The organism is Borreliella garinii (genome assembly GCF_001922545.1).
GTDB classification, from domain to species: domain Bacteria; phylum Spirochaetota; class Spirochaetia; order Borreliales; family Borreliaceae; genus Borreliella; species Borreliella garinii.
The window spans coordinates 854,341-877,088 of record NZ_CP018744.1 but is presented as its reverse complement, the minus strand read 5'-3'; the positions used below and the strand labels follow the sequence as shown (position 1 = coordinate 877,088).

The window sequence follows — 22,748 nt, the reverse complement described above, 5'->3', positions numbered from 1 at the left end:
TTTAAATAAATCCTACTCTAGAAAATGGAAGATATATTATTAAAGTTTTTCCAAGCACTTTATTCTTATTTATTACACCAAAAAATCGACCATCATGAGAATTGTCTCTATTGTCTCCAATTGGCAAAATATATCCATAAGGAACATAAATCCCATAATCCCTTATTATAGCTTTCTCCATATAATAATCAACATATGGCATAAAAGCAGACAAATACTTATATTCTAATCTTTCAAACTCAAACCTATCAATCACTCTAACATCAAAAAATGAGAAATCGGGAATGCGACTTAAATTTATATTTAACTGACTCAAAGCAACAAACATAGCAAAATCACCATAAATCCCATAGTCCTCATTTGCTACAATTTTCTTAATATTAAAATTTTGATCAACCAAATCCCGATAAGAATCTTCTAAAATAAAATTTTCTTCGCCTTCTCTTTTAATGTAAGCTTTACCGCTGTTAAATCTAACAATTTTTCCATCTGCAAATACACCTCTTTTAACTAGAAATCTAACATTAGGATTGCCATATTCATCTCTATCAAGATCAATAAAAGATAACGTTAACATGTAAAGTATTCTTTGAAAAATATCAAAAAAAACACCCTTTGATTTATATTCTGGATTTTCAAAAATAATAACATCGGATTCTTCTGGGGCTTTAAAACCATTAATCTTAAATAACCCTGGTAAAAGTTCAGGACCGTAAGAAAATTTATCTACAAATAAAAAATCCCCTATTTGAAGAGTATTTTCCATTGAACCTGACGGTATTTTATAAGCTTGGACAAAATATTGATTTATTACCAGTACAAAAATTGCCGCTGCTACAAAATCAAATAAAAAGTTGAGAAAAAATCCTCGTTTCTTAGCCCTTAATTTGCAAAAATACTTCTTTCTTTTTCGATATGTCAAGTATTTTTCAACAGAGTATACCAAAAAAGATGCAAATTTATCTAATCTTCTTAAATACATAATCTAACCTCAAGAATTAAATCATACAAAATATTGACACTTATTTAAATACTTTTCTATACTTTAAAAGATGAAGGAAATTGATGAGAATTCAAATATTGATCTTCTTGAAGTTAAATTAAAGCCAATTCTAGGAATAGTTCCCAAAGTTTACGTATTTCTTACAACAATAATATTACTTTTAAGTTTAGTATCAGTTTTAATTATTATACCTAAGTTTAAAAATCCAGGAGCGTATTTAAAAATAAATTCTAACATTGAAAACACTTATATCTATTTAAACGAAAAGTATATCGGCAGAACTCCACTTAATAAATATATAAATACCACTGAAGGAATCCTTAAAGCAAAAAGGATGGGATTTAAAACCTACGAACAAAATATAAAAATTCACAACAAATTTTTTGGAAGCTATAATTTACAAATAAATTTAGAACTGGTTGATCCTGAAAAGATCATTGAACAAAGACAAAAAGAACTCTCTATAATGGTAAAAATAAAAAATACTAATGAAAATACAAAATTAATCCCTGTATTTTCATTAGTATCTAGTGAACTCAAAGAACATCCTGAATACATTAAAAAATTTCTAAAAGATTCCATACCTTACTTAAATTCAATAGAAATGTTTAAGGATTTTTTAGATTCATATAAAGCAGTGTATTCAATAGACCAAAGCAATAGTGATCAAGAAAAAATATGGAACTCTTTAAAAACAAATTTTAACTTAGAAAATAGAGCTATCTTTTGGTTTTTAGAAAATTTAGATAAAGATCTCAAAATACTAACAAAAAATAAACCCTGGATTAAAAAATTAACCAAAACTCTAGACAATGAAAACATTCAATTAATTTCTAAAAATGAAAAAATTAATATAAAGTTACCTAGATTTAAAAAAATAAATTCAAATAAAATCGAAAAAATTCAAAATTATGAATTAGATTCAAAAAATATTTCACTAAAATCTACCTATAGTATAAAAGAATTTCTTATTCAAGAGCAAAATGTTACAAAATATGAGTATCAAGATTTTTTAAAAGAAAATCCAAAATGGGCATTAAATAACAAAGAAAATTTAATAAAAGAACAACTCGTAGATGAAAATTATCTCAAAAATTTTAATCAAATAGGCTTAAATGAAGCTATCACAGGTATATCTTATTTCTCAGCAATAGAATATGCCAACTGGTACTCTAAAAAACTTCCCAAAGGATTTAAAGCAAGACTCCCTATATCACAAGAATGGGAATTGTACCAAAAAGAACCAAACAAAAAATCATTAAATATTAATGAAATATCAAAAAAAGTTGGATTTTGGAATTTAATGCAAAATTCGTCTTTTAACGATATTGCAATGTTTAAAAATGAAAAAAATTTTTATAACGAAAATTCAAATTTTTATTCATTAGTAACAGAAGTTAGAACATACTCCCATGAAAATAATAATTTAATCAATCCATCAACTAAAGCTTCTTTCTTGAAAAATTGGAGTTCTCCAAACATTGGTTTTAGATTGATTGTATCAAAGGATTAGAAGGAATAGATTTGAACACAAACGCTTTACTTCTTGAAAACAAAAAGGCAAAATTTAATTACTTTATTGAAGAAAAAATAAGTTGTGGAATAGTACTGAAAGGAACTGAAGTAAAATCAATAAAGGCAAAAAAATTGTCATTTAATAATAGCTTTGCAAGCATAAAAAAAGAAGAATTGTGGCTTGAAAACTTGCACGTATCAAAATATAAAGAAGGAAATATCTTTAATCACGATGAATTAAGACCCAGAAAGCTTCTAATCAAAAAAAAGGAACTACAAAGACTAAAAAAATTTAAAGAAAAAGAGGGATACACTTTAATTCCTATTAGTTTTTATTTAAAAAAATCAATAATTAAAGTAGAAGTTGGGATATGCAAAGGAAAAAAATTGTATGATAAAAGAGAAATACTAAAACAAAAAAGCATAAAAAAAGATCTTAGCAGAGAAATAAAATATAAATAAAAGCTCTAATTTTCAACTACAATGAGCAATCACAATACAAAATTGCAATCACTCATTTTCATAATAAATAAAATTAATAACTTTTTTTGAAAGACAGTCCAAACCCAAGGGCACTAGCTTGGCCCATGTTAATATCAAAACTAGGCTCAAATCCTCCCAAGGCTATATTAAGACTATTTTTCAGCTTCCTGTTATAATTATTAGCAAATGTAAATGGAAGAACAATTTCTGTCAATCTTGTCACAGCCATAGTAACCACACCTGCCAACATCATTCCCTTACCCCAAGTCCACTTAAAATCAGCTTTTTTAGCATTATTATCAAAATCCTTGATGTCCAAATAAGCTCCTGTAAGTATTAAACCTATACCAACCGCATCAAATCCAAGAATAAGAGAACCTCCAAGGATATCTCCTTGAGCAAAAGAACCTATCCCGAACCCTAAAAAAAGGTTCAATAAAAATGGTACAAGAGAATCTTTCTTATTGGTTTCATAAACCAAAAATTTTTCTCCCGCTCCCAGATTAAAAGTGCTTTTAGAATCATCTTGAGCAAAACTAGAAAAAGCACAAAAGGCTACCAAAATAAAAATTAAAAATTTATTCATAAAAACCCCTTTACTAAACTGGTACTATGGTAGCATATTAATGAAATTTAAAAAAGGCTTTTGGAACTATTTAAATTTAACTTTTTTCAAATTGTTACTCGAAATTCGCTTACCAATAGAGCTTCTTGATTTAACCATAAAATTAGCAATTTCAATTCTTTTAACAATATCTTTATTTGTTGAAAATTCTACAAATTGGGGATTCAATGAAAAATCAACAAATTCATCATTTTCTCCTAAAAATTCATAGACTTTATCTGTAATAAACTTATCTATTTTAAATCTTTTAATATAATAAAAATTGTCAAGTTTATTAAGATAAATTATTGAAAATATTTGTGCTTTTGAATTATTTATATCATAAACTAAAGCACATATATTCTTTTTATCTATAAATGCCTTGTCTTCAATATTTTTAAGAACATAACTATTTTTCCTAAAAACCAATATTTTATCATAATAACTAGCATTTCCGATAAATTCACCATCAAAAAGACTAGTTCCTACAAAACCTTCTACCAAGTTCAAATAAACTTTCATATTCTTTGTAGCTATTTCTTTTACATTCTTTGATTTGATTAAAGAAATTTCAGTCTTCCTTTGATGATCTTTAGAGTACTTTGCAAGTAATAAATCAATAAAGTTTATTGAGTATCCTCTTATTGAGGAAATATTGCTATTTACACTCTTTAATTCTTTATTTAAAATTTTAATATCCTTAGAATTTTTATCAATATCAAAAAGACTTATTTTTCTAATTGGAATCTTAAGCAAATTTTCAACATCTTCTTTCAAAACTTCCCTTGAAAAAGATTCTTTATATTTTAAAACCTCTGACAATATTATACTTACAATATTTTCTTCTTTAGAAATTGTTTCAAGAAGTTTATAAATCTTTTTTTCAATAAAAATTTGTTCTAGTGTTTTATAAAATATTTTTTCAAAGATCTTATTTCTTTGCAATTCGAGTTCCATTTTTAAAATTTTTTGAAGATGGTCTGCATGAAACTTAATAAGATCTTTAATAGTATAAACAACAGGATACCTCTCACTAAGCAACAATAAATTAACAGAAATTGATATCTGGCAATTTGTATAATGATACAACTTTTCAATCACTTCACTTGCATAAACACCCCGCGGCAAAGATAGTTCTATAGCCACATTTTCAGCAGTAAAATCATTAATGCTTGAAACTTTAATATAATTCTTTCTAATCGCTTTCTCAATCGAAGATATTAAGCTCTCAGTAGTCTCACCAAAAGGCAATTCCCTTATTACAATTGTTTTTTCATCTATAGTTTCAATTTTAGCTCTAACTAAAACTTTGCCGTTACCATCAGCATATTCATTAACATCAACTATTCCTCCTGTTGGAAAATCAGGATAAATATCGTAAGTCTCTCCAAGAAGCTCGCTCTTTACTGCGCTTAAAATCTCATTAAAATTGTGAGGCAGTATTTTGGCTGCCATTCCAACAGCAATTCCCTCGCTTCCCTGAATTAAAATAACAGGAATTTTTGCGGGATAAAGCAAAGGTTCATTATTTCTTCCATCATAAGAAGATTCATAAACTGTTATCTCTTTGCTGTAAAGAACATCAAAAGCTAAAGGGGTCAATCTACATTCAATATATCGAGAAGCAGAAGCAGGATCACCTGTCAATAAATTGCCAAAATTGCCTTGCTTTTCAATAAATAGATCCTTGTTGGCAATATTAACAAGAGCCTCATAAATTGAAGTATCACCGTGAGGATGGTATTTCATTGTATTACCAACAACATTTGCAACTTTATGAAAATTACCATCATGCATTTCAAAAAGAGAATGTATAATTCTCCTTTGAACTGGCTTAAATCCATCAACAACACTAGCAATAGCGCGATCTTTAATAACATAAGATGAATATTGCAAAAAATTATCTTTAAGTATGCTTCTAATATCCATTAAATCAAATTCTCCATAATAAAATTCCGCCGCTCAGGAGTATTTTGCCCCATATAAAAACCCAATTTCTCTTTTATTTCTTTAATATTAAAAAGATCCACTTTTGTAAGTTTAATGCTATTAATATCAATAAAACTTTTAAATTCATTTGGAGAAATTTCACCAAGGCCCTTAAACCTTGTCACTTCACATCCCCCCTTAAGCTGGATCATGGCCTTTTTCTTTTCTTCCTCAGAATAACAATAGATCGTGTTTTTTTTGTTCCTAACCCTAAAAAGAGGAGTTTCTAAAATATACATATGACCATTTAAAATTAAATCTTCAAAAAAAGTTAAGAAAAAAGTTAACAACAAATTTCTAATATGAAATCCATCAAAATCTGCATCAGTTGCTATTACAACCTTATTGTACCTTAAATTTTCAATTGATTCTTCAATGCCAAGAGCCACCATCATATTATAAAGCTCTTCATTTTTATATATTTCAGATTTATTTTTTTCAAACATATTTTGAGGTTTGCCTCTAAGAGAAAATATAGCCTGGGTATAAACATCTCTACAAGATACCATTGAACCCGTTGCAGAGTCCCCTTCTGTTAAAAAGATCATAGTTTGTTCTGACTGCTCGTTGCTACCATTAAAATGAAATTTACAATCCTTAAGCTTGGGGATTTTAAAAGATATTTTTTTTGCTCTCTCTCTTGCCTCTTTTCTTACACTACTTAGTTCTTTCCTAAGTCGTTCATTGTCAACTACTTTTTTCTCAATCAATTTTGCAAGTATTTTATCTTTATATAAAATCTCAGAAATTATCTTTTGCACTTCCCTTGCAACATTACCTCTAGTTTCAATATTTCCAAGCTTATTCTTAGTTTGGCTTTCAAATATTGGGTCTTTAATTTTAACAGAAAGAGTTGCAACAAGCCCTTCTCTAATATCTGTTGACGAATATGTTTTTTTAAGAAAATCATTAATAGCTCTTACAAAGCCTTCTCTAAAACCAGTCTGATGGGTACCTCCATCGTTGGTATATTGCCCATTAACAAATGAAAAATAAGTCTCTCCATAATTATTTGTATGAGAAAAAGCAAACTCCAAAGTTTTACTAGAATAGTAAACAATATCATAAAGCAAATCATCACTTTTAATTTCTGAATTCAAAAAATCTAAAAGACCGTTTTTGGATTCAAAAATTTGATTATTATAGTTTATTATAAGCCCTTTATTCAAACAAGCATAATGGAAAAATCTTCTCTTAAGAAAATCTTCACTGTAAGAATATTTTCCAAATATCTCTGAATCCGCTAAAAACTCAACATAAGTACCGTCTTTATCAGAAGATTCCATTTCTCTGGATTCTAATAAGTTTCCTTTAGAAAACAAAGCCTCAAAAGATTTACCATTCCTTGTTGATCTTACTAGAAATTTTGAACTTAAGGCATTAACTGCTTTAGTTCCAACTCCATTAAGTCCTACAGAAAATTGGAAAACATCATCATTGTACTTAGCTCCAGTATTAATAACTGAAACGCTCTCGACAACTTTCCCAAGAGGAATTCCTCTTCCATAATCCCTAATAGTAATGAGATTATTTTCTTTTTTTATAAAAATTTCATTTCCATAACCCATAATAAACTCATCAATTGAATTGTCTATTATCTCTTTAATTAGAATATAAATACCATCATCAATATTAGAGCCATCTCCTAAACGTCCAATATACATACCAGATCTTAATCTAATGTGTTCAAGAGAAGATAGGGTTATTATTTTACTTTCATCATAATTTTGAGTCTTCATCTAAATCCTTGCTTTATAAATTAAATTTTAATAGTTTCAAGCTTTTTAACTATTTGATCTCTAATAATACTAGTAAGATTCTCTTTTTCATATTCACTTAATTTTAAAACATCTATCAAAGGATGGACATGAATATAAACAGATACTCCAGAATTAAAAATAATATTTTTAATGAAAAAGTTATTAGTATTATAAAGAGTAACAGGAAGAATAGATGTTCCTGTCTTTAATGCCATCTTAATTGCACCTTTTTTAAAAACCTTAGTATCCCCCCCTCTGTTCCTAGTCCCTTCAGGGAAAATTCCAATAGATCTACCCTCTCTCATAACCTTTATTGCCTTAGCCTCAGCAATAGCAGCAGATCTTATGCTCTTTCTATTGACAAAAATAGCGCCCATAACAATTAAAACAAGATTCACAAAAGGAACCCTAAGCAAAGAATGTTTTGCTAATATTACAAATGGATTAACAAAGGTATAAATAAAAATTAAAGGATCCATAGCCGCAATATGATTTCCCATTATGATTATATTGCTTTTTTGGGGAATATTCTCAGAACCTGTAACAATAATTTTAATTCCAGCAAGCCATAAACCAATCTTAATGCAAGCTCGCATCATAATAAAGCTAAATCTAATAACATAACGCTCAAGTGAAAAAATCTTACAAATCAAGTAGAAGGGAAATAAAAAAAAAATCAAAATCAAAAAGAACAATAAAACATTAAAATAAGTTATAACACTTCTCAATATTTTCATAAAAACTATTATCCTATTTTTTCTATTCGCTCAAGTTTTAATTTTTGTCCTTTAACTAAGCTTACATCATCTTTTAAAATTTTAATAGGATTAAGAATAATTGTAGAAAATTTTTGCTTTTGAACAACTCTCTCGATATGTTCAAGAAAAAAAGATTCAATAAGCTTGTAACTACCCATATCAATTTCATATTCAAGAACAAAATTATTTTTTAAAGGGAAAATATTAAAAATGCCATAATAAATTTTATTTTCATCAATATAAGTTAAATGGGGATAAGAAAAATCATAAATCTTGTCCTTATAAGCGTAATTCCCACTAGGAATAAAATAAATATTATTACCTTTTTTTTTAACAACGTTTAAGACATTTTCATCAAATCTTTTAAATGATCCTGAAAATCCACTATTATCGTAAGAATTTGTACTGGTGTCAATTTTGATTTCAATGTTTTCTTTATCTACAATTTTTATCCAAAAATTGTAAACTATCAAATCTGAAAAAAGAGACTTCGCACTAACATTAAGAGTGTTGTAAGCCGGTTTTGAAATATATTCAATCTTTGCAACTTCTTGAGAATTTTTTCTAAAAAGATTGATCTCGCTTGATTGTCTTTCAAAAGACAAAAATAAAACTTCATCAATCTCTTTGCCTTGTTTTTTATTATAATCATAGGCGTCGTACCAAACTCCATGCAAAAATCTATAAACTTCATCTTTGCTTAAATTCTTTAAAGTTTTGTAAATATTATTATCAATCTTGCCAACTTTTTCACTCACAGAAGAAAGATAATATTTGCCCTGAACATGGGAATATTCATATTTTTCAATCTTACTGATTATTAAATCTTCTCCTACTTTTTCATATTTTTCTAAAGAAATAGGATAGCTTTCTCTTGACCTATTTTCTTCATAAGCTGAAGATCTTGCATACTTATTAATAAGAACAGTACCATTAACTTTGTCAAAAAATATGGGCTTATAAGAAGATACATCATTTAAAACAGATTTTTGAAAAACGTACAAAACGGATTTATCTTTTAAAAATCCTTGAACAACTATATTAAAATCATAATCACCTGTAATATCCTCAAGATACATGTTATAAGAATTTTTTGGGTCAATATCTATTTGAGTTTTGAAAAGAATCGTTCCGACTTTAATTTTAGGATCAAAACCAATAATAAATAAATACGCATTAAGATTTGAAAAATTTTGAGCTAAGACCACCTGTTCAAAATAAACATCTAAATTTAAATTTTCCTGCTGAACTGCAAGAATTTTATAGCCTTTTAAATCTATAATATCTCCAAAAAAATCTTCCATTTTGTTAATTTCTAAAACATTAGAATTTGGATTATCGATTTTGGGAGAAGATTTTACATCTTTATTAAAAACAATAAAATCCTTGCTTGCTTTAGAACAAGCAAGCAATGTAAAAAAAAAGAATAAAAACAAAAATCTACAAAAATAGATATAAACACAATTATAAAGTCGAATTAATTCTTTAGTAAAATTAATTAAGCTAGCTATCAAAACCTTTACCATACATTCATTTCTTAATTTTGACTAAAGTTTTGTAAAGCAAAAAATGACTCATTAAAATTATTAACAAAATCTTTTTTATTTAATAAAAAATCTGTAATCAAACCGCTATTCGCAATGTTTAAATTGTCAAGAAGTTTTTCATTTTTAAGCTCTTCTTTAAACGGTTTAGATCTTTTTTTAGCTGAGTTCAGAAAAAATAAATAAACTTTTTTATTTGCTACAAAAGGCTTAGACCAAGAATTTTCTTTTAATCCAAAAACAACATTGTAAAAAGATTTGCTATTATTAAACTCAACCAACTCTTTTAAAGTATTGGGATAAATATTAACATTATAAGATAAATTAACAATTTCTTCTTTTAAACTAAACCGATATTTTTCAAGAGCTTGGCTTAAACCACTAAGCTTAACATCACTAAGAAAATTATTTAGTTTATTTTCCAAATAACCTTCAATAACGCTTGGCTCATAAGTTTCAATATAATTTTTAACAGAGCTAATATCACGATCTGAATTTTTATCAAAATTATGAACATTGCCAAATGCCTTATATATTTGATATTCATTTTTATTTTTAATCTTGATAGGCTTGCTAAATTCACTCTCTCTTAAAGAAAAAATAAAATCTAGATCTTCTTTTTTCTCAATATTAAGATCTAAATCAAAATAATACTTATCCAAAGAAACAACACCTTTGAAATTAGCTATATCATCTGAATAAAGCTTAGCAAGCTCTTCAAATGGAGTTTTGTTTAATAGCTTATCATAAGCATTCCTAGCGTCATTCATATTTTTAAAACGAATAGACGCAAGCGATAAGCGTTTGAATAAATTTAAATTTTTCTCAGCATAAGATATTGCTTCTTTATTAGAAAAATCTTGATAAGAAAGAGAAAGATATGAAATATGCCTTTCTACAGTACTCATATCTTTAATCAGATTAAAAAGAGACTCGGGAAATATTAAATTACTATTTAAAAAAATTTTTACATTAGAAAACAGTATATTTTCTACCATATCATCATAAATTTTAACTTTTTGATAATCAGAAGCTTTATTATATCTTTTAGAACTAAAATTCCCATTAGAGTCTAAATACTCAGGAGATCTTAGTAAATTTTTATTCAACATCTCTTTAGAGATGTAAAAATTATATTTTTTTATCAAGTCAAAAAAAGCAATATCCTCAACATATTTCATAAATGCCAAATACCAGGCATTGTAATCTATATTAATATTTTTAGCATTTCCTTGTAATCTAGAATAAAGATTTGAATAATAATTAACATACTTGGCAAACTTACTATCTTTTTTATAGTAAATAGGTTGACCTTTATAAGAACCAAATTTTAAACCAGATGAATGAGCATTGTCAAAGATCCCTGGAAGTAAAGGTGCAATAATAAATCCGAAAACAATTAAAATAAGAGCAAAAATACCCCATATACCAACTTTTTTTTCTTTAGATTCAAGTGCAACTAAATCATTTTTGATTTTTCTACTACTTCTTTTTCGCATAAAACAACCTTTAATAAGTAAGCATACTAATAATTTAACTACTAAATTATCACAATTGAAAAATTATTGCAATTGAAATATTTAACTTAAGCTGTACGCTTTAATATTATAGAACTAAAAAAGAAATTTTTACATTTTTAATATTTAAACAAATCACTCTGGGTCAAAAAGGAGAATAAAATCAAAAGCATATGAACATAAATCAAAACAAATTCAACCTTAATATAAATATAACTAAAGACGAACTTTCAAGATTAATAAAAATAGTTTATAACAATTTTGGAATAAATCTCAGCGAAAAAAAAAAGATGCTAATTGAAAGTAGATTATCATCTCTTCTTAAAGTTAAAGGTTTTAAAAATTTTACTGAATACATTAACTTTTTAGAAAAAAGCACTGGAAATATTCAATTAATTGAATTAGTAGACAAAATATCAACCAATCATACCTATTTTTTCAGGGAATCTAAACATTTCGATTTTTTAAATAAAAAAATATTACCCAAACTTGCTGAAAAAATATTAAAATCACAAAACCCAGAAATTAGAATATGGTCAGCCGGATGCTCAAGCGGTGAAGAACCGTATACAATTGCAATGATACTGCAAGAATACATGGAAAATAATAAAGCAAATTTTAAAGTCAAAATCTTAGCAACAGACATTTCAATTAGCGTTCTAAGAGAGGCTCATGAAGGAATTTATCCTGAAGATCGTATAATAAACTTGCCTAAATATTTAAAAACTAAATATTTAAATCAACTTAAAGATGATAAATTTCAAGTTAAAGAAATTTTAAAAAAAATGGTTTACTTTAAAAAATTAAATTTAATGGATGAAAAATTTCCATTTAGCAAGAAATTTGACCTAATATTTTGCAGAAATGTCATGATATATTTTGATGAAAAAACTAGAAACAACCTTGCCAATAAATTAAACTCCTATCTTAAAGATGATTCTTATCTTTTAATTGGACATTCAGAAACAATAAGAGGAAACAAAAATCTTGAATACATAATGCCTGCTACTTACAAAAAGAATTAATGATCATGATCATTAATTCTTTTTGTAAAAACTTTCCATTATATAAAATTTATTTGGCTTTAAAAATTTTAAAATAATGCCGCTAGGTTAAGTTTACTTTCTCACCTATTTTAATAAAATAGAGCAATTCACCAATTGTTGCTACATGATCGCCTACTCTTTCTAAAAAACTATTCAAAAATAATATATTTAAAAGATAATCTAAATTTTCAGGATTTTTTTTCATTGCATCAATAACAATGCTTTTTTGCTTTGAAAATAATTTATCTATTATATTATCATACTTAACTATCTTTAATATTTTAGTAAAATCTCCATCAAAATATGCGTCAAAAATATCAGACAACATCTCTTTAGCTGTATCAGCCATTTCTCTTAAAGGTTTAAAATAAAGATTAAGAAAATCAAAATCATCCAAATCTGATTCTAGAAGAAGAACAACTCTTACAATCTTGGTAGCATGGTCTGCAATCCTTTCAAGAGAACTTATTATTTTAATAATTGCTAAAATTTCTCTAAGTTCTGTAGCAACAGGATGCTCAGTCGCAATTATCCTTCCACACAAATCCTCAATATCATATTGATAATCATCTATTATTTTTTCATCTTCATTGATTATTTTTTTAGCTAAACTTTTATCCTTAGATTCTAAGGCTATTAAAGAGTCATCTATAATTTTAAGCACACATTCCTTCATATCCCAAAGATAATCTTTTATTATTTCAAGTTGTTTAGTAAGCCTTCTCCTTATCATATAATATCTCCTAAAAAAATCGCTTTAAAAACAAATATCTTACCTTGGCTCTCTCATAATAATCACTAAAGGGGTAATTATTAATAACTAATTTATAGTAATGCAAAGCCTTTAAAAAATCTTTATGTTTACTCTCAGACTCATAAAGTTTCCCCAACACATAGCTATATTTATCTAAAAAGCTCGAATTAACATACTTGGGAAAGTAAAGAGAACTAAAATTTAAAGCAAACTCATATTCTCCCTTTATTACTAAAAATTCAAAAATCTCAAGATAAATACTCTCAGAAAAATCAATATTATTTTCAACTAAATATCTAGCGTTCTCTAAGACCTCTTCTTTAATATCAAGCTCTATGCCAAGCTTAATTAGATCAAAAATAATGCTTTTAAAGCATCTACTCTTCAATTTCAAATAATTTTCATAAGATTTCAAATAATCCCTGTTTTTATGATAAATTTGCGCCTTCAATAAAATATATTTATCATCATTAAAATTATACCTATTAAGCAAATCTATTGCTCCTTTGTAATCATTTATGTAAGATAAATTCAAAGCCCCGGCAATAACTTCTTCAGGAGTTATATTAATACTACCCCTTCCAAGTTCAAGGCTATTATTACTTTTAATATCCTTATTTTCATCAGAAACGCCACCACTAGATGGAATTTTAATTTCAAACTTATTTGTAATTTTCAAGATAATCATTTTATTAAATTCAATTGAATTGTTAACATTTTGGTAGCTAAAAAGCAACTTAATCTTGCCTTCTTTTTTAAAAGTTTGAAAAGAAAAAACAGCACCATTCTCGTAAGATTCTCCAATCAACTTAATAAAAGCTCTATTTTCGTTGTTTTTGATATAAATCCAAGACTCATCTTTAAAAGAAAGATTAAACTTTGAATTGGTATTTACATTAATATCTACTTCTCTACTGCTAAAATCAAGCTCATATGAATCACTCTGACTTATAAAAGCTGGCTCAGGACAAACTTCAAAAACAACAAATAGCAAACTTATATAAATCAAATATTTTTTAATCATTTGGAAATTTCTAAAATCTTATCTATTAATTTTTCATTCTCCTTCTCAATATCAATGTTAAATAAATTTTCCTTTTTAATCCAAAGATCCTTAAAAAAATTCTCATCAAGAAATTTATTTTTAATTAATCCATCAATAACTAAATTTTTATTTAAATTTTCATTTAAAAAATCAGGCCTAGGAATAAAAAAATCATCCATATTTAGAGATTTATTTAAATCAAAATAAAAATCTTCCATGTCAACTAATTTAATCTTAGCATCTAAATTATCTTCAACAGACCTTTGAGATTTCTCTAACATTTGTGTTGAATAGAAATAAGTAATACCTGAAACAATAAAAATTAAAAATATTAAAATTAAAAAATATTTTCTAAAGCTAAACTTTCCATCTTGCATGTTAATTTCCTTAAATCTAATTTAATTATATATTAAACACCTTACTTTCACCATTATCAAGTGTAATGCCTATCAAATTTTCACCACCCTCAGAAACATATGCATTATGGGTTATTACCAAGAGTTGAATTTTTTTCCCCAATTCTTTTAATAGTAAAGAAAGTTTTTTGCTATTCTCAAAATCAAGAGCTGCATCTACTTCATCAAGCATGCAAAAACAAGCAGGAGAATAATAATAAAGTGCAAACAAAAAAGCCATGCTAACCAAAGTACTCTCGCCTCCTGAAAGCATATTATTGTTTTTGACAAATTTATTTGAAAAATTTATTCTAATCTCAACATTATCGGTATTTTCATTATAAAAAAGAATGGCGGTTCCTTTAAAAATTTTTTTAAAAAAGTAAGAAAAGTTTTTATTAATCTCATCAAATGATTCTCTAAATTTTTTATAAATTTCACTCTTTATTTTTTTTTGAAGCTTTTGTAATGAATATTTAGAAAGCTTTAAATCTTCTACTTGTAAACTTACTTTTTCAAAACGATCCTTGGTTTCATCAAACTCTTTATCAATATTGAAAAATACATAATCGCCTAGATTGATTGCATTGATCTCTTTTTGTAATAGATCTCTGGTTAGAATGTCCTCTTCCAATTTAAATTTATCAGACATTTTATTAGAAATATTAAAATTTTCTATTTCATTCTTAATGCTTAAATTAGAGTTCAAAAGAAATTCATACTCTGTCTGTTTTTTTATATATTCATAATAATTAGTTTTTTTAAAATTATTTAAAAAAACTGAAGAGCTTAAATCTTTCTCCTTAAAAGACTCATTATTGGATTTTGAAGCAACGAGATTGTTTAATTTAAGCTGAATATCACTCTTTTCTAAATTTAAATTGTCAAGCTTTAAATACAAATCTTTAATCTCTTCATCAAGACTATTCTTAGATTCAGATAAAAATTCTAAATTACCATCTATAAGTTTGATTTCGTCTAAATTTTTAAATTTAGAAAGCTCTATATACTCAAGCTCTCCCAACGCATCATTTAATTTAAGCGTCTTTTCTTCGATTAATCTCTCGATATTTGTTATCTCTTTAGCAAGATTTGATTTTAAAGAATTTTTTTCAAGCAAAAATTTTTTTAAATCAACATTTTGATCGAAAATAGGCTCAATTTTATCCTTCAATAAAGCCAAAAGATTCTCATCTTTGCTTATATATTTGATTAAATTTACTCTAATCTCTTTAATATATTTTATACTCAACGATTCTTCAAAAAGTTTAAGAGAGTCTAATATATTTTCTTTTAATAAAACAAGCTCTTCTGATTTAGCACTCTTTAATACAGATAAAATTAAATCAACAAGTTCAAAAAAACTTTTAGTATATCTATTAATTTCATCACTTAAAGAAAAAAATTCATTTTTCTTTTCTTTAAGCAAACTATTTAATTGATGTAAATCGTTATTTATAGATTTTCTTTTCTCCTCAAAATTAAATTTACTCTTAATAAGCTTATCTTCCAAATTCATCTTTACAGTCTTTTCTTGCTCTAATTTTTGAATCTTAATCTCTAGTCCAAGAATTTTAGATTTTGCAAGCTCAAGGTCCTTTTCTAATGCCTGAATATTACTAACAACATTTTTTTCTCTAAATGAATAAAATTCTAACTTTTCCTTAAAACTAGAAGACAAAAATTTACTCAAACCGTCTAAATTTAATTCGTTTTTTAAGACATTAATATCAAAATTAATATTGAAAAGCTTTTTTAATATTATTGTTTTTTCTAAAGCTTCTAATTTTTGACTTAAATCTTGATGTTTTTTTCTCAAAAGGTAAACATTTTTTATGTTATCGTACTTTTGCTTTAAATTTTCTTGTAAGGTTAATAAAGACGATAAATTTTGATTAGATTGCTTAAAATTTTTAAGGGCCTCTTCTTCTTCTATTTTTAAAACATCTATTCCGCTTGCCTGTTCAATTAAAGATTTAAGATTTACATTTCTTCCCAAAGAAATGTCTTCCACCCTGCCTTGGGTTATAAACATATAAGGCGATTTTTTAAACTGAAACCTATTCAAAAGTCTATTATAATCCTGAAAATTTAAAATCTTATTATTAAAATAATACTCACTTGAACCGTCCTTATAAAGACGCCTACGAATATAAAAATTCTCCCCAAATTCCCTTAAAGTCGATTTTTCACCATCAATGTTACTAAAAAAAAGAGTTATTTCTGAAAAATTTGATTTTCCTGATTTTGAAACAGAAATTAAATCAGAAATATCTTCAACCCTTAAAAATTTTAAATTATCTTCTCCCATACAAAAACGAACAGCATCAATAAGATTGCTCTTTCCGCATCCATTAGGACCCACAATAAAGCTCAAATTTCTACCTATTTCAAACTCTTGCCTATTTAAAAAAGATTTAAACCCCAAGAGTACTATTTTTTTTAAAACCAAACTAACTCCCAATTAAAATTAAAAAACAATTACTGATAAATCTACAATTTCATATTATAATAAATAAAAATATTTTTATAAAAAGGTTAATTATGATTTGCGGAATAGATGAAGTTGGAAGAGGCTGTATTTTTGGACCTGTTCTAAGTGCTGCTGTAGTTTTCAAAAAAAAGCCTAACTTTATAAAAGAATTGGATGATTCTAAAAAACTAAAAAAAGAAAAAAGAGAGTACCTATCTTCATTAATACTTGAAAACTCATATTATGCATTCGCTGAAATTTCAAATATAATAATAGAAAAAATAAATATTCATAACGCAACTCTTCTTGCAATGCAAACTGCATACGAAAACCTAAAATTAAATTGCAGTTTAGTATTTGTAGATGGTAAATTTGTCCCAAAAATAACAGCAAAAACTGTTAAAGCAATAATTAAAGGAGATTCAATAATAGATGAAATAAAAGCTGCTTCAATTATTGCTAAAGTTAAAAGAGATAAACTGATAGATGAATACGATAAAATTTATCCATTATATTTGCTCAGAAAAAATAAAGGATACCCCACAAAAGAACATAAAAATGCAATAAAGAAATATGGGGTTTTAAGCCTTCATAGAAAAAATTTTAAACTAATTTAAAAAAATAATAAAAATTAATAATCCTTCTTTTTAAATCGTCCGCCCGATAAATGAGATTTATTCTGAAATCTAGAATCATCTAATTTAGATTTCTCTCCATATTCATCATACCTCCCCCTATCATGCCTCATAGAAGAATCAACAGATCCTGTAGACACTTTTTTCTTAATAACAGCTATTGCCTTAAGCAAATTGGATTCAAACTCACTTATATTTTCTTCATATACAAAAATAGAATGTCTTTCAAAATCTCCACTTGGACTTCTTTTGCTCTCTACAATATTTAAAAAATAATCCCCTTTTCTATTTTCCTTGACATTAAAAAAATAAGTTCTCTCAGACTCTGTAAATAGCTTCTCAGAGTATACTTCCCCTCTCTCTCCCATCAATTTCCTCCACACAAGTTTTTATACTTGACTACATTTAAGTTAAATTAATTGTACTTATTTAAAAAAAAAATTGCTAGCCAAAAATAACATTACAATAAATCTTATTGACATAAATTGATTTTTTTTATATAAGTAAATTATTGTCTTGCGTCCTTCGTATAATGGCTATTACCTTAGCCTTCCAAGCTAATGATGTCGGTTCGATTCCGATAGGACGCTTTAAATAATAATTAAAAACCTTCTAAATTTAGCAATGCTTTTTAAGGCTTATGTTTAAAGGATAAATAAAAGAATGAAATAAATGGAGATGGCGGGAATTGAACCCGCGTCCTAAAAACAATATTATAAGCTTCTACAAGCTTATCTAGCATTTTACTTAAGCAATATGGTTTGGAAATACTAGCAAACCGCCAAATTGCTCTCAAGTACAAAAGTCCCTAAAAACTAACTTGAAAACATTTTTAAGCAAGCTTCGATATCGAAAAGAGTATAAGTGAACCTCAAAGCCAAATTCAACGAAACTCTCTGCTAACTTAAGCAGCCATTACAAGGTTTGAGCTTGTAAAGTTATTATTTTTTGCATTTATTTTAGAAGTTTTAAGAGATTCCCTCTGCCTGCAACTTACAATACTGGCATTTTCAGTCAAATCCAAAACATCCCCTTGTAAATGTCATTTTAGCATAGTCTAAAGAAAACAACAATACTACCTTATTTGCAAAAATTAAACTAAAATTTTATAATAATAAGTCCAATATACTAAAAGAGAATTTTATGTTTAATGAGTTTTTATGGTTTGCTATGCTAATTACTACTTATTCATTTTTAATTATTATAGCCGTTTTTTTTAAAAAAAATGGATTATTCGCTTGGGTTGCAGTAGCGATTATTATAGCAAACATTCAAGTTTTAAAACAAATTACAATATTTGGAATTAATGCTACACTAGGCAATATTATTTATGCATCGTCATACATTGCAACAGATATTATCTCAGAATTTTATGGAAAAAAAACTTCAAAAAAAGCCGTTTATATTGGGTTTATCAGCTTCATTGTCTTTGCAGTATTAACAAATACCCAAATTCACTTTATGTCAAATAGAACTCAAGAAAATTTTAAAAGCTTAGAAAACATTTTCTCCTCAATACCAGCTTTACTATTAGCCTCTCTTGTCGCATACCTAGTATCCCAGTTAAACGATGTATACCTATATCAATTTATTAAAAAAAAATTTCCTAGGTTTTTATTTTTCAGAACCAATGGATCAACATTGATAAGTGGCTTAATAGATACACTAATTTTTGTAAGTATAGCAACCTATTTTAAAGTATTCCCAAAGCAAGCTTTCCTGGATATAGTAATTTCCACATACCTAATTAAAGGTTTTGCGGGAATTTTGGGAACACCTTTTATATATTTTGCAAAATATATAAAACTTCAAAAATAAAAAAGTTAATTTTAATAAATAAAAAACTTTATCTAAGATAATTAATCTGGTAAAATTAAATCCTATGAGTAAAGATATGTTTGATTTAAGCTTGTGGATAGGAGTTCTTCTCTTTACATATACAACATTAGGTATTCTTTACCGATTTTTCGGAAAATCTGGCCTTTTTTGTTTCAATGCGATTATTTCAACAATATCAAATATTCTAATACTAAGAAATGTAAAAACATTTGGAATGTCCTTAAATTTATCAGGCATTACTTTTTTATCGGCATTATTCTCCCTAAACTTAATGGTAGAAAAATATAATAAAAAAGAAGCAACAAATTCCGTAATATTGGGTCTTTTGTTAAACATAACTTTTACAATTATGATTAATTTTATGATAGTATTCAATCATAACAAATTAGACACCTCAGATATTCATTTTAAAATTTTATTCAACAACTTTACATACATTTTAACAATATTAATTGGAACTTATGTGTTTTTTCTATCGCAATATATAAACATCTTGCTATATGATTACTTTAAACAAATAAAAATAAAATCTTTATGGATCATTCATCCTCTATCAAGGCTAATTTCTGGATATCTAGCTAATTTACTAGTTTCAATATCTATAACTACAATACTTAAATTCTACCCTGAAGTAAGGGGTATCGAACTTATAGAAGGTTCTCTAATTTTTACATTAATAATAATTGCAATCGATACAATTTTTTATCTATTTTTAAATTCTTGGAAAAAAATAAGAGAAGTTTAAGAATTAATAAGATTTTCAATAAATTGATAATTTTTAACAACTTGTCTATAGTATTTTAATCTCAAATTTGATTTCTCAACTTCATCTAACAAATAATTAATGCTACTTTTTCTTAAACGAATCGATAAAGAATACATAACTATTGCAACAGCTACAGAAATATTATAGCTTTGAGTAAATCCATGCATAGGTATTTTTAAATATAAATCGGCAGCTTCAAAAGCTTCTGCGCTAAGCCCTGTTAACTCTGTCCCAAAAAATACTGCCATTTTATTGCTAATTGGAAAATCTTCAAGATTTATTGATTGTTCATCCAAAGATGTGGCTACTATGCTATATCCATCAGACTTTAACCTATCAAGTGCAAACTTAGTATTGTTATACCTATTTAAATTTATCCACTGAGAAGATCCTAAAGTAACATCTGGATTTAAAGTACACTTATTCCTTTTACTAATAATATGAACATCACTAAGTCCTAAAATTTCACCTGTTCTAATAGTAGCACTTGCATTTTGGGGCTGAAAAATATCTTCAAGCACAAATGTTAAATAATTAGTGCGACAACTTAATACTTCCTCAATTCTAGCTTTTTTTTTATCTGTAATAAATTCAGACAAAACTTCTATTCTTTTTAATACATCATTATCCATAATAAAAATCAAATTTCAAAATAGTAAAGTCGTCCCTTCAATATATTTCAAATTACAAACTATTTCTTATATAATACAAAAATGAAAGTAAAAATTGAAGAATCTTGGAAAGAAGTTTTAAACAATGAATTCAATAAAGAATACTTTAAAAAGCTTGTGAAGTTCATAAAACATGAATATAAAACAAAAAAAGGTAAAATATTTCCTCCTCCAAAACTTATATTCAATGCTTTTGATTCTTTACCATTTAAAGACATAAAGGTGGTAATAATTGGACAAGATCCATATCATGGAAAAAACCAAGCAAATGGACTTGCTTTTTCTGTAGATTCAGAAATCAAAATTCCACCGTCTTTGCAAAACATATTTAAAGAAATAGAAAAAAGTTTAAAAATAAAAACCCTCCCAAACGGAGATTTAAAAAGATGGGCAATTCAAGGTGTATTTTTAATAAATACAATCTTAACGGTCGAAGAAGGCAAACCTTCTTCTCATAAAGCTATTGGGTGGGAAATTTTTACAGATGAAGTAATAAAAATAATCTCTAAAAATTTGAAAAATATTGTATTTATGCTTTGGGGCAATTTAGCAAGGAGCAAAAAAAAGATCATAGACCCAGCAAAGCATCTAATTCTTGAAACAAGCCACCCATCTCCATATTCAGCAAACAATGGATTTTTAGGATCAAATCATTTTATCGATGCTTTAAATTATTTAAAAAAACACAATAAAAATAAAATAAACTTTCAATAAAATTGATAATAGTTATGATTTAAAATTCTTTTACGTAATGAGTTGACTCTTTACGTAAAAGAGTGCTATAACATAGCACAGCAGTAATCAATTTAAATTATTTTTCTTTCAAATCTTCTTCTTTAATTTCATTAATATTAGTATCTGATTCATTATTCTCATTATCCCAGAAAGTTGAACTATTTTTATTTTCCGTCTTTATATCATCTAGAAAGCTATTGTCTGCTCTTTTAGTATTCATAAAAGATAACAAAATTACAAAGATAAAAAAGAATGCTATAAAAAATCCAGTAACTTTTACAGCAACGCTTGAAGACTTTGCCCCAAATATAGAAGAACTACCGCCCCCAAAAACACCGCCTATTCCATCACCCTGTTCATCTTGAATTAGAATTAAAAGGATAATAAAAATTGAAACAATAACAAAAATTACAAAAATACAAAATCTAATTAAATCCAAAACAAACCTCTTTAACTAAAGAACGTTATTAATTATAGATAAAAAAGATTCGGCCTTCAAAGATGCTCCGCCTATTAAAGCACCATCAATATTGGGCTCATTCATAAGCTCTTTTACATTGCTTGAATTAACAGAGCCTCCATACTGAATTATAACATTATCCGAAACCGACTTTGAATAAAGCTTCATAATCTCAAGCCTAATTGCCTTATGAACTTCTTCTGCTTCCTCTTTAGTTGCAGTTTTGCCCGTTCCAATTGCCCAAACAGGTTCATAAGCTAAAATTATTCTTTTAATATCTGATTCAGAAACACCATCTAACCCTTTTTTAACCTGATTTAAAACAACATCTAAAGTTTTTCCAGAATCTCTCTCATTAAGAGTTTCTCCAACGCAAAGAATTAAGTACTTAAAAGGATGCTTAAGCCCCGTAAGAATTTTTTTATTTATTATTTCATCTGTTTCTCCCAAATACAATCTACATTCAGAATGACCAAGTATAACATACTCTACTCCAAATTCTAAAAGCATTGAAGGTGAAATTTCACTAGTCCTTGCTCCACTTTCCATATAAGACATATTTTGAGCACCAAGAAGAACATTGCTACCCTTAATACATTCTGAAACCTTAGACAAAGCCGTAAATGGGGGAGTTATCATTATTACACAATCATCCTTTAAAGCTTTAACTTCAGTTGCGATTTTTTTTGCAACAATAGAAGCTTCTGTGCTTGTATAATGCATTTTCCAATTTCCCGCTAAAAACGTTTTTCTCAC

At 26.8% G+C, this 22,748-nt stretch carries 22 protein-coding genes, 1 tRNA gene and 1 other RNA gene; 8 read left to right on the top strand and 16 right to left on the bottom strand.

The window, feature by feature from the left end; translation table 11 throughout:
* Position 1: 1 nt before the first annotated feature.
* Positions 2–982 carry a signal peptidase I gene (gene lepB / locus BLA33_RS04120; RefSeq protein ID WP_029346834.1) on the bottom strand — a complete coding sequence of 327 codons (981 nt, stop codon included), beginning with the start codon at positions 980–982 and terminating at the stop codon, positions 2–4.
* A 70-nt stretch (positions 983–1,052) separates the two neighbouring features.
* Here lepB and BLA33_RS04115 point away from each other — a divergent pair, with 70 nt between their 5' ends.
* Both BLA33_RS04115 and smpB read left to right on the top strand, forming a co-directional pair.
* The gene (locus tag BLA33_RS04115) at positions 1,053–2,516 is read left to right on the top strand and encodes an SUMF1/EgtB/PvdO family nonheme iron enzyme (RefSeq protein ID WP_029346835.1); all 1,464 of its coding nucleotides are present in this window, start codon (positions 1,053–1,055) and stop codon (positions 2,514–2,516) included.
* Positions 2,517–2,527: 11 nt separating this feature from the next.
* Complete coding sequence (smpB, locus tag BLA33_RS04110) at positions 2,528–2,980, top strand: SsrA-binding protein SmpB (protein ID WP_075226555.1); 453 nt, start codon at positions 2,528–2,530, stop codon at positions 2,978–2,980.
* A 73-nt stretch (positions 2,981–3,053) separates the two neighbouring features.
* On the opposite strand, the gene BLA33_RS04105 is transcribed toward smpB, so the two are convergent.
* The 6 genes from BLA33_RS04105 to BLA33_RS04080 form a co-directional block, all read right to left on the bottom strand.
* Complete coding sequence (locus tag BLA33_RS04105) at positions 3,054–3,587, bottom strand: P13 family porin (RefSeq protein WP_032985425.1); 534 nt, start codon at positions 3,585–3,587, stop codon at positions 3,054–3,056.
* Positions 3,588–3,653: 66 nt separating this feature from the next.
* Positions 3,654–5,534: a DNA topoisomerase IV subunit A gene (locus BLA33_RS04100; RefSeq protein WP_029346837.1), complete on the bottom strand. Its 1,881-nt coding sequence runs from the start codon at positions 5,532–5,534 to the stop codon at positions 3,654–3,656.
* Positions 5,534–7,333: a DNA topoisomerase IV subunit B gene (locus BLA33_RS04095; protein WP_075226553.1), complete on the bottom strand. Its 1,800-nt coding sequence runs from the start codon at positions 7,331–7,333 to the stop codon at positions 5,534–5,536. The genes BLA33_RS04100 and BLA33_RS04095 overlap by 1 nt, the downstream gene beginning before the upstream one ends.
* A 20-nt stretch (positions 7,334–7,353) precedes the next feature.
* Positions 7,354–8,091: a 1-acylglycerol-3-phosphate O-acyltransferase gene (locus BLA33_RS04090; protein WP_075226551.1), complete on the bottom strand. Its 738-nt coding sequence runs from the start codon at positions 8,089–8,091 to the stop codon at positions 7,354–7,356.
* An 8-nt stretch (positions 8,092–8,099) separates the two neighbouring features.
* On the bottom strand, positions 8,100–9,638 hold the full coding sequence (locus BLA33_RS04085) for a pallilysin-related adhesin (RefSeq protein WP_029346838.1): 1,539 nt from the start codon (positions 9,636–9,638) through the stop codon (positions 8,100–8,102).
* A gap of 11 nt (positions 9,639–9,649) precedes the next feature.
* A complete protein-coding gene (locus BLA33_RS04080) occupies positions 9,650–11,155 on the bottom strand; it encodes a peptidylprolyl isomerase (RefSeq protein ID WP_029346839.1) in 1,506 nt (501 codons plus the stop codon).
* Between the two features lie 191 nt (positions 11,156–11,346).
* Here BLA33_RS04080 and BLA33_RS04075 point away from each other — a divergent pair, with 191 nt between their 5' ends.
* Positions 11,347–12,198 carry a protein-glutamate O-methyltransferase gene (locus tag BLA33_RS04075; RefSeq protein ID WP_004792220.1) on the top strand — a complete coding sequence of 284 codons (852 nt, stop codon included), beginning with the start codon at positions 11,347–11,349 and terminating at the stop codon, positions 12,196–12,198.
* A gap of 82 nt (positions 12,199–12,280) precedes the next feature.
* Here BLA33_RS04075 and phoU read toward each other — a convergent pair whose 3' ends face one another.
* The 4 genes from phoU to BLA33_RS04055 are packed head-to-tail and all read right to left on the bottom strand — an operon-like array spanning position 12,281 to position 16,865.
* The gene (gene phoU / locus BLA33_RS04070; RefSeq protein ID WP_004792068.1) at positions 12,281–12,952 is read right to left on the bottom strand and encodes a phosphate signaling complex protein PhoU; all 672 of its coding nucleotides are present in this window, start codon (positions 12,950–12,952) and stop codon (positions 12,281–12,283) included.
* A gap of 10 nt (positions 12,953–12,962) precedes the next feature.
* Positions 12,963–13,997 (bottom strand): hypothetical protein, encoded by a 1,035-nt coding sequence (locus BLA33_RS04065; RefSeq protein WP_029346938.1) that lies wholly within the window; start codon positions 13,995–13,997, stop codon positions 12,963–12,965.
* Positions 13,994–14,395 (bottom strand): hypothetical protein, encoded by a 402-nt coding sequence (locus tag BLA33_RS04060; RefSeq protein WP_075226549.1) that lies wholly within the window; start codon positions 14,393–14,395, stop codon positions 13,994–13,996. The genes BLA33_RS04065 and BLA33_RS04060 overlap by 4 nt, the downstream gene beginning before the upstream one ends.
* Before the next feature lie 25 nt (positions 14,396–14,420).
* On the bottom strand, positions 14,421–16,865 hold the full coding sequence (locus tag BLA33_RS04055; RefSeq protein ID WP_075226547.1) for an AAA family ATPase: 2,445 nt from the start codon (positions 16,863–16,865) through the stop codon (positions 14,421–14,423).
* A gap of 92 nt (positions 16,866–16,957) precedes the next feature.
* Between BLA33_RS04055 and BLA33_RS04050 the strand changes: the two genes are divergently transcribed.
* Positions 16,958–17,503: a ribonuclease HII gene (locus tag BLA33_RS04050; protein WP_004792255.1), complete on the top strand. Its 546-nt coding sequence runs from the start codon at positions 16,958–16,960 to the stop codon at positions 17,501–17,503.
* Between the two features lie 14 nt (positions 17,504–17,517).
* Here the strand turns inward: BLA33_RS04050 and BLA33_RS04045 are convergent, their stop codons facing one another.
* Entirely contained in the window at positions 17,518–17,889 is a 372-nt protein-coding gene (locus BLA33_RS04045; protein WP_004793002.1) for a DUF3276 family protein, read from the bottom strand.
* 150 nt (positions 17,890–18,039) lie between these two features.
* Here BLA33_RS04045 and BLA33_RS04040 point away from each other — a divergent pair.
* Positions 18,040–18,111: transfer RNA gene (locus tag BLA33_RS04040), tRNA-Gly, on the top strand.
* Positions 18,112–18,191: 80 nt separating this feature from the next.
* On the opposite strand, the gene ssrA is transcribed toward BLA33_RS04040, so the two are convergent.
* Positions 18,192–18,554, bottom strand: a transfer-messenger RNA (tmRNA) gene (gene ssrA, locus BLA33_RS04035).
* A gap of 110 nt (positions 18,555–18,664) precedes the next feature.
* Here ssrA and BLA33_RS04030 point away from each other — a divergent pair.
* Entirely contained in the window at positions 18,665–19,339 is a 675-nt protein-coding gene (locus BLA33_RS04030) for a queuosine precursor transporter (protein WP_075226545.1), read from the top strand.
* A gap of 76 nt (positions 19,340–19,415) precedes the next feature.
* A complete protein-coding gene (locus BLA33_RS04025) occupies positions 19,416–20,105 on the top strand; it encodes a queuosine precursor transporter (RefSeq protein ID WP_029346936.1) in 690 nt (229 codons plus the stop codon).
* Here BLA33_RS04025 and BLA33_RS04020 read toward each other — a convergent pair.
* Positions 20,102–20,758, bottom strand: a complete 657-nt coding sequence (locus BLA33_RS04020) for a TrmH family RNA methyltransferase (protein WP_029346935.1) — start codon at positions 20,756–20,758, stop codon at positions 20,102–20,104. The two genes, BLA33_RS04025 and BLA33_RS04020, sit on opposite strands and share 4 nt — an antisense overlap.
* A gap of 81 nt (positions 20,759–20,839) precedes the next feature.
* Between BLA33_RS04020 and ung the strand changes: the two genes are divergently transcribed.
* Positions 20,840–21,511, top strand: coding sequence for a uracil-DNA glycosylase (gene ung, locus BLA33_RS04015; protein ID WP_075226543.1), 672 nt, complete (start codon positions 20,840–20,842; stop codon positions 21,509–21,511).
* Positions 21,512–21,608: 97 nt separating this feature from the next.
* Here the strand turns inward: ung and secG are convergent, their stop codons facing one another.
* Both secG and tpiA read right to left on the bottom strand, forming a co-directional pair.
* Positions 21,609–21,971, bottom strand: coding sequence for a preprotein translocase subunit SecG (gene secG / locus BLA33_RS04010; protein WP_029346735.1), 363 nt, complete (start codon positions 21,969–21,971; stop codon positions 21,609–21,611).
* 15 nt (positions 21,972–21,986) lie between these two features.
* Complete coding sequence (tpiA, locus tag BLA33_RS04005; protein WP_075226542.1) at positions 21,987–22,748, bottom strand: triose-phosphate isomerase; 762 nt, start codon at positions 22,746–22,748, stop codon at positions 21,987–21,989.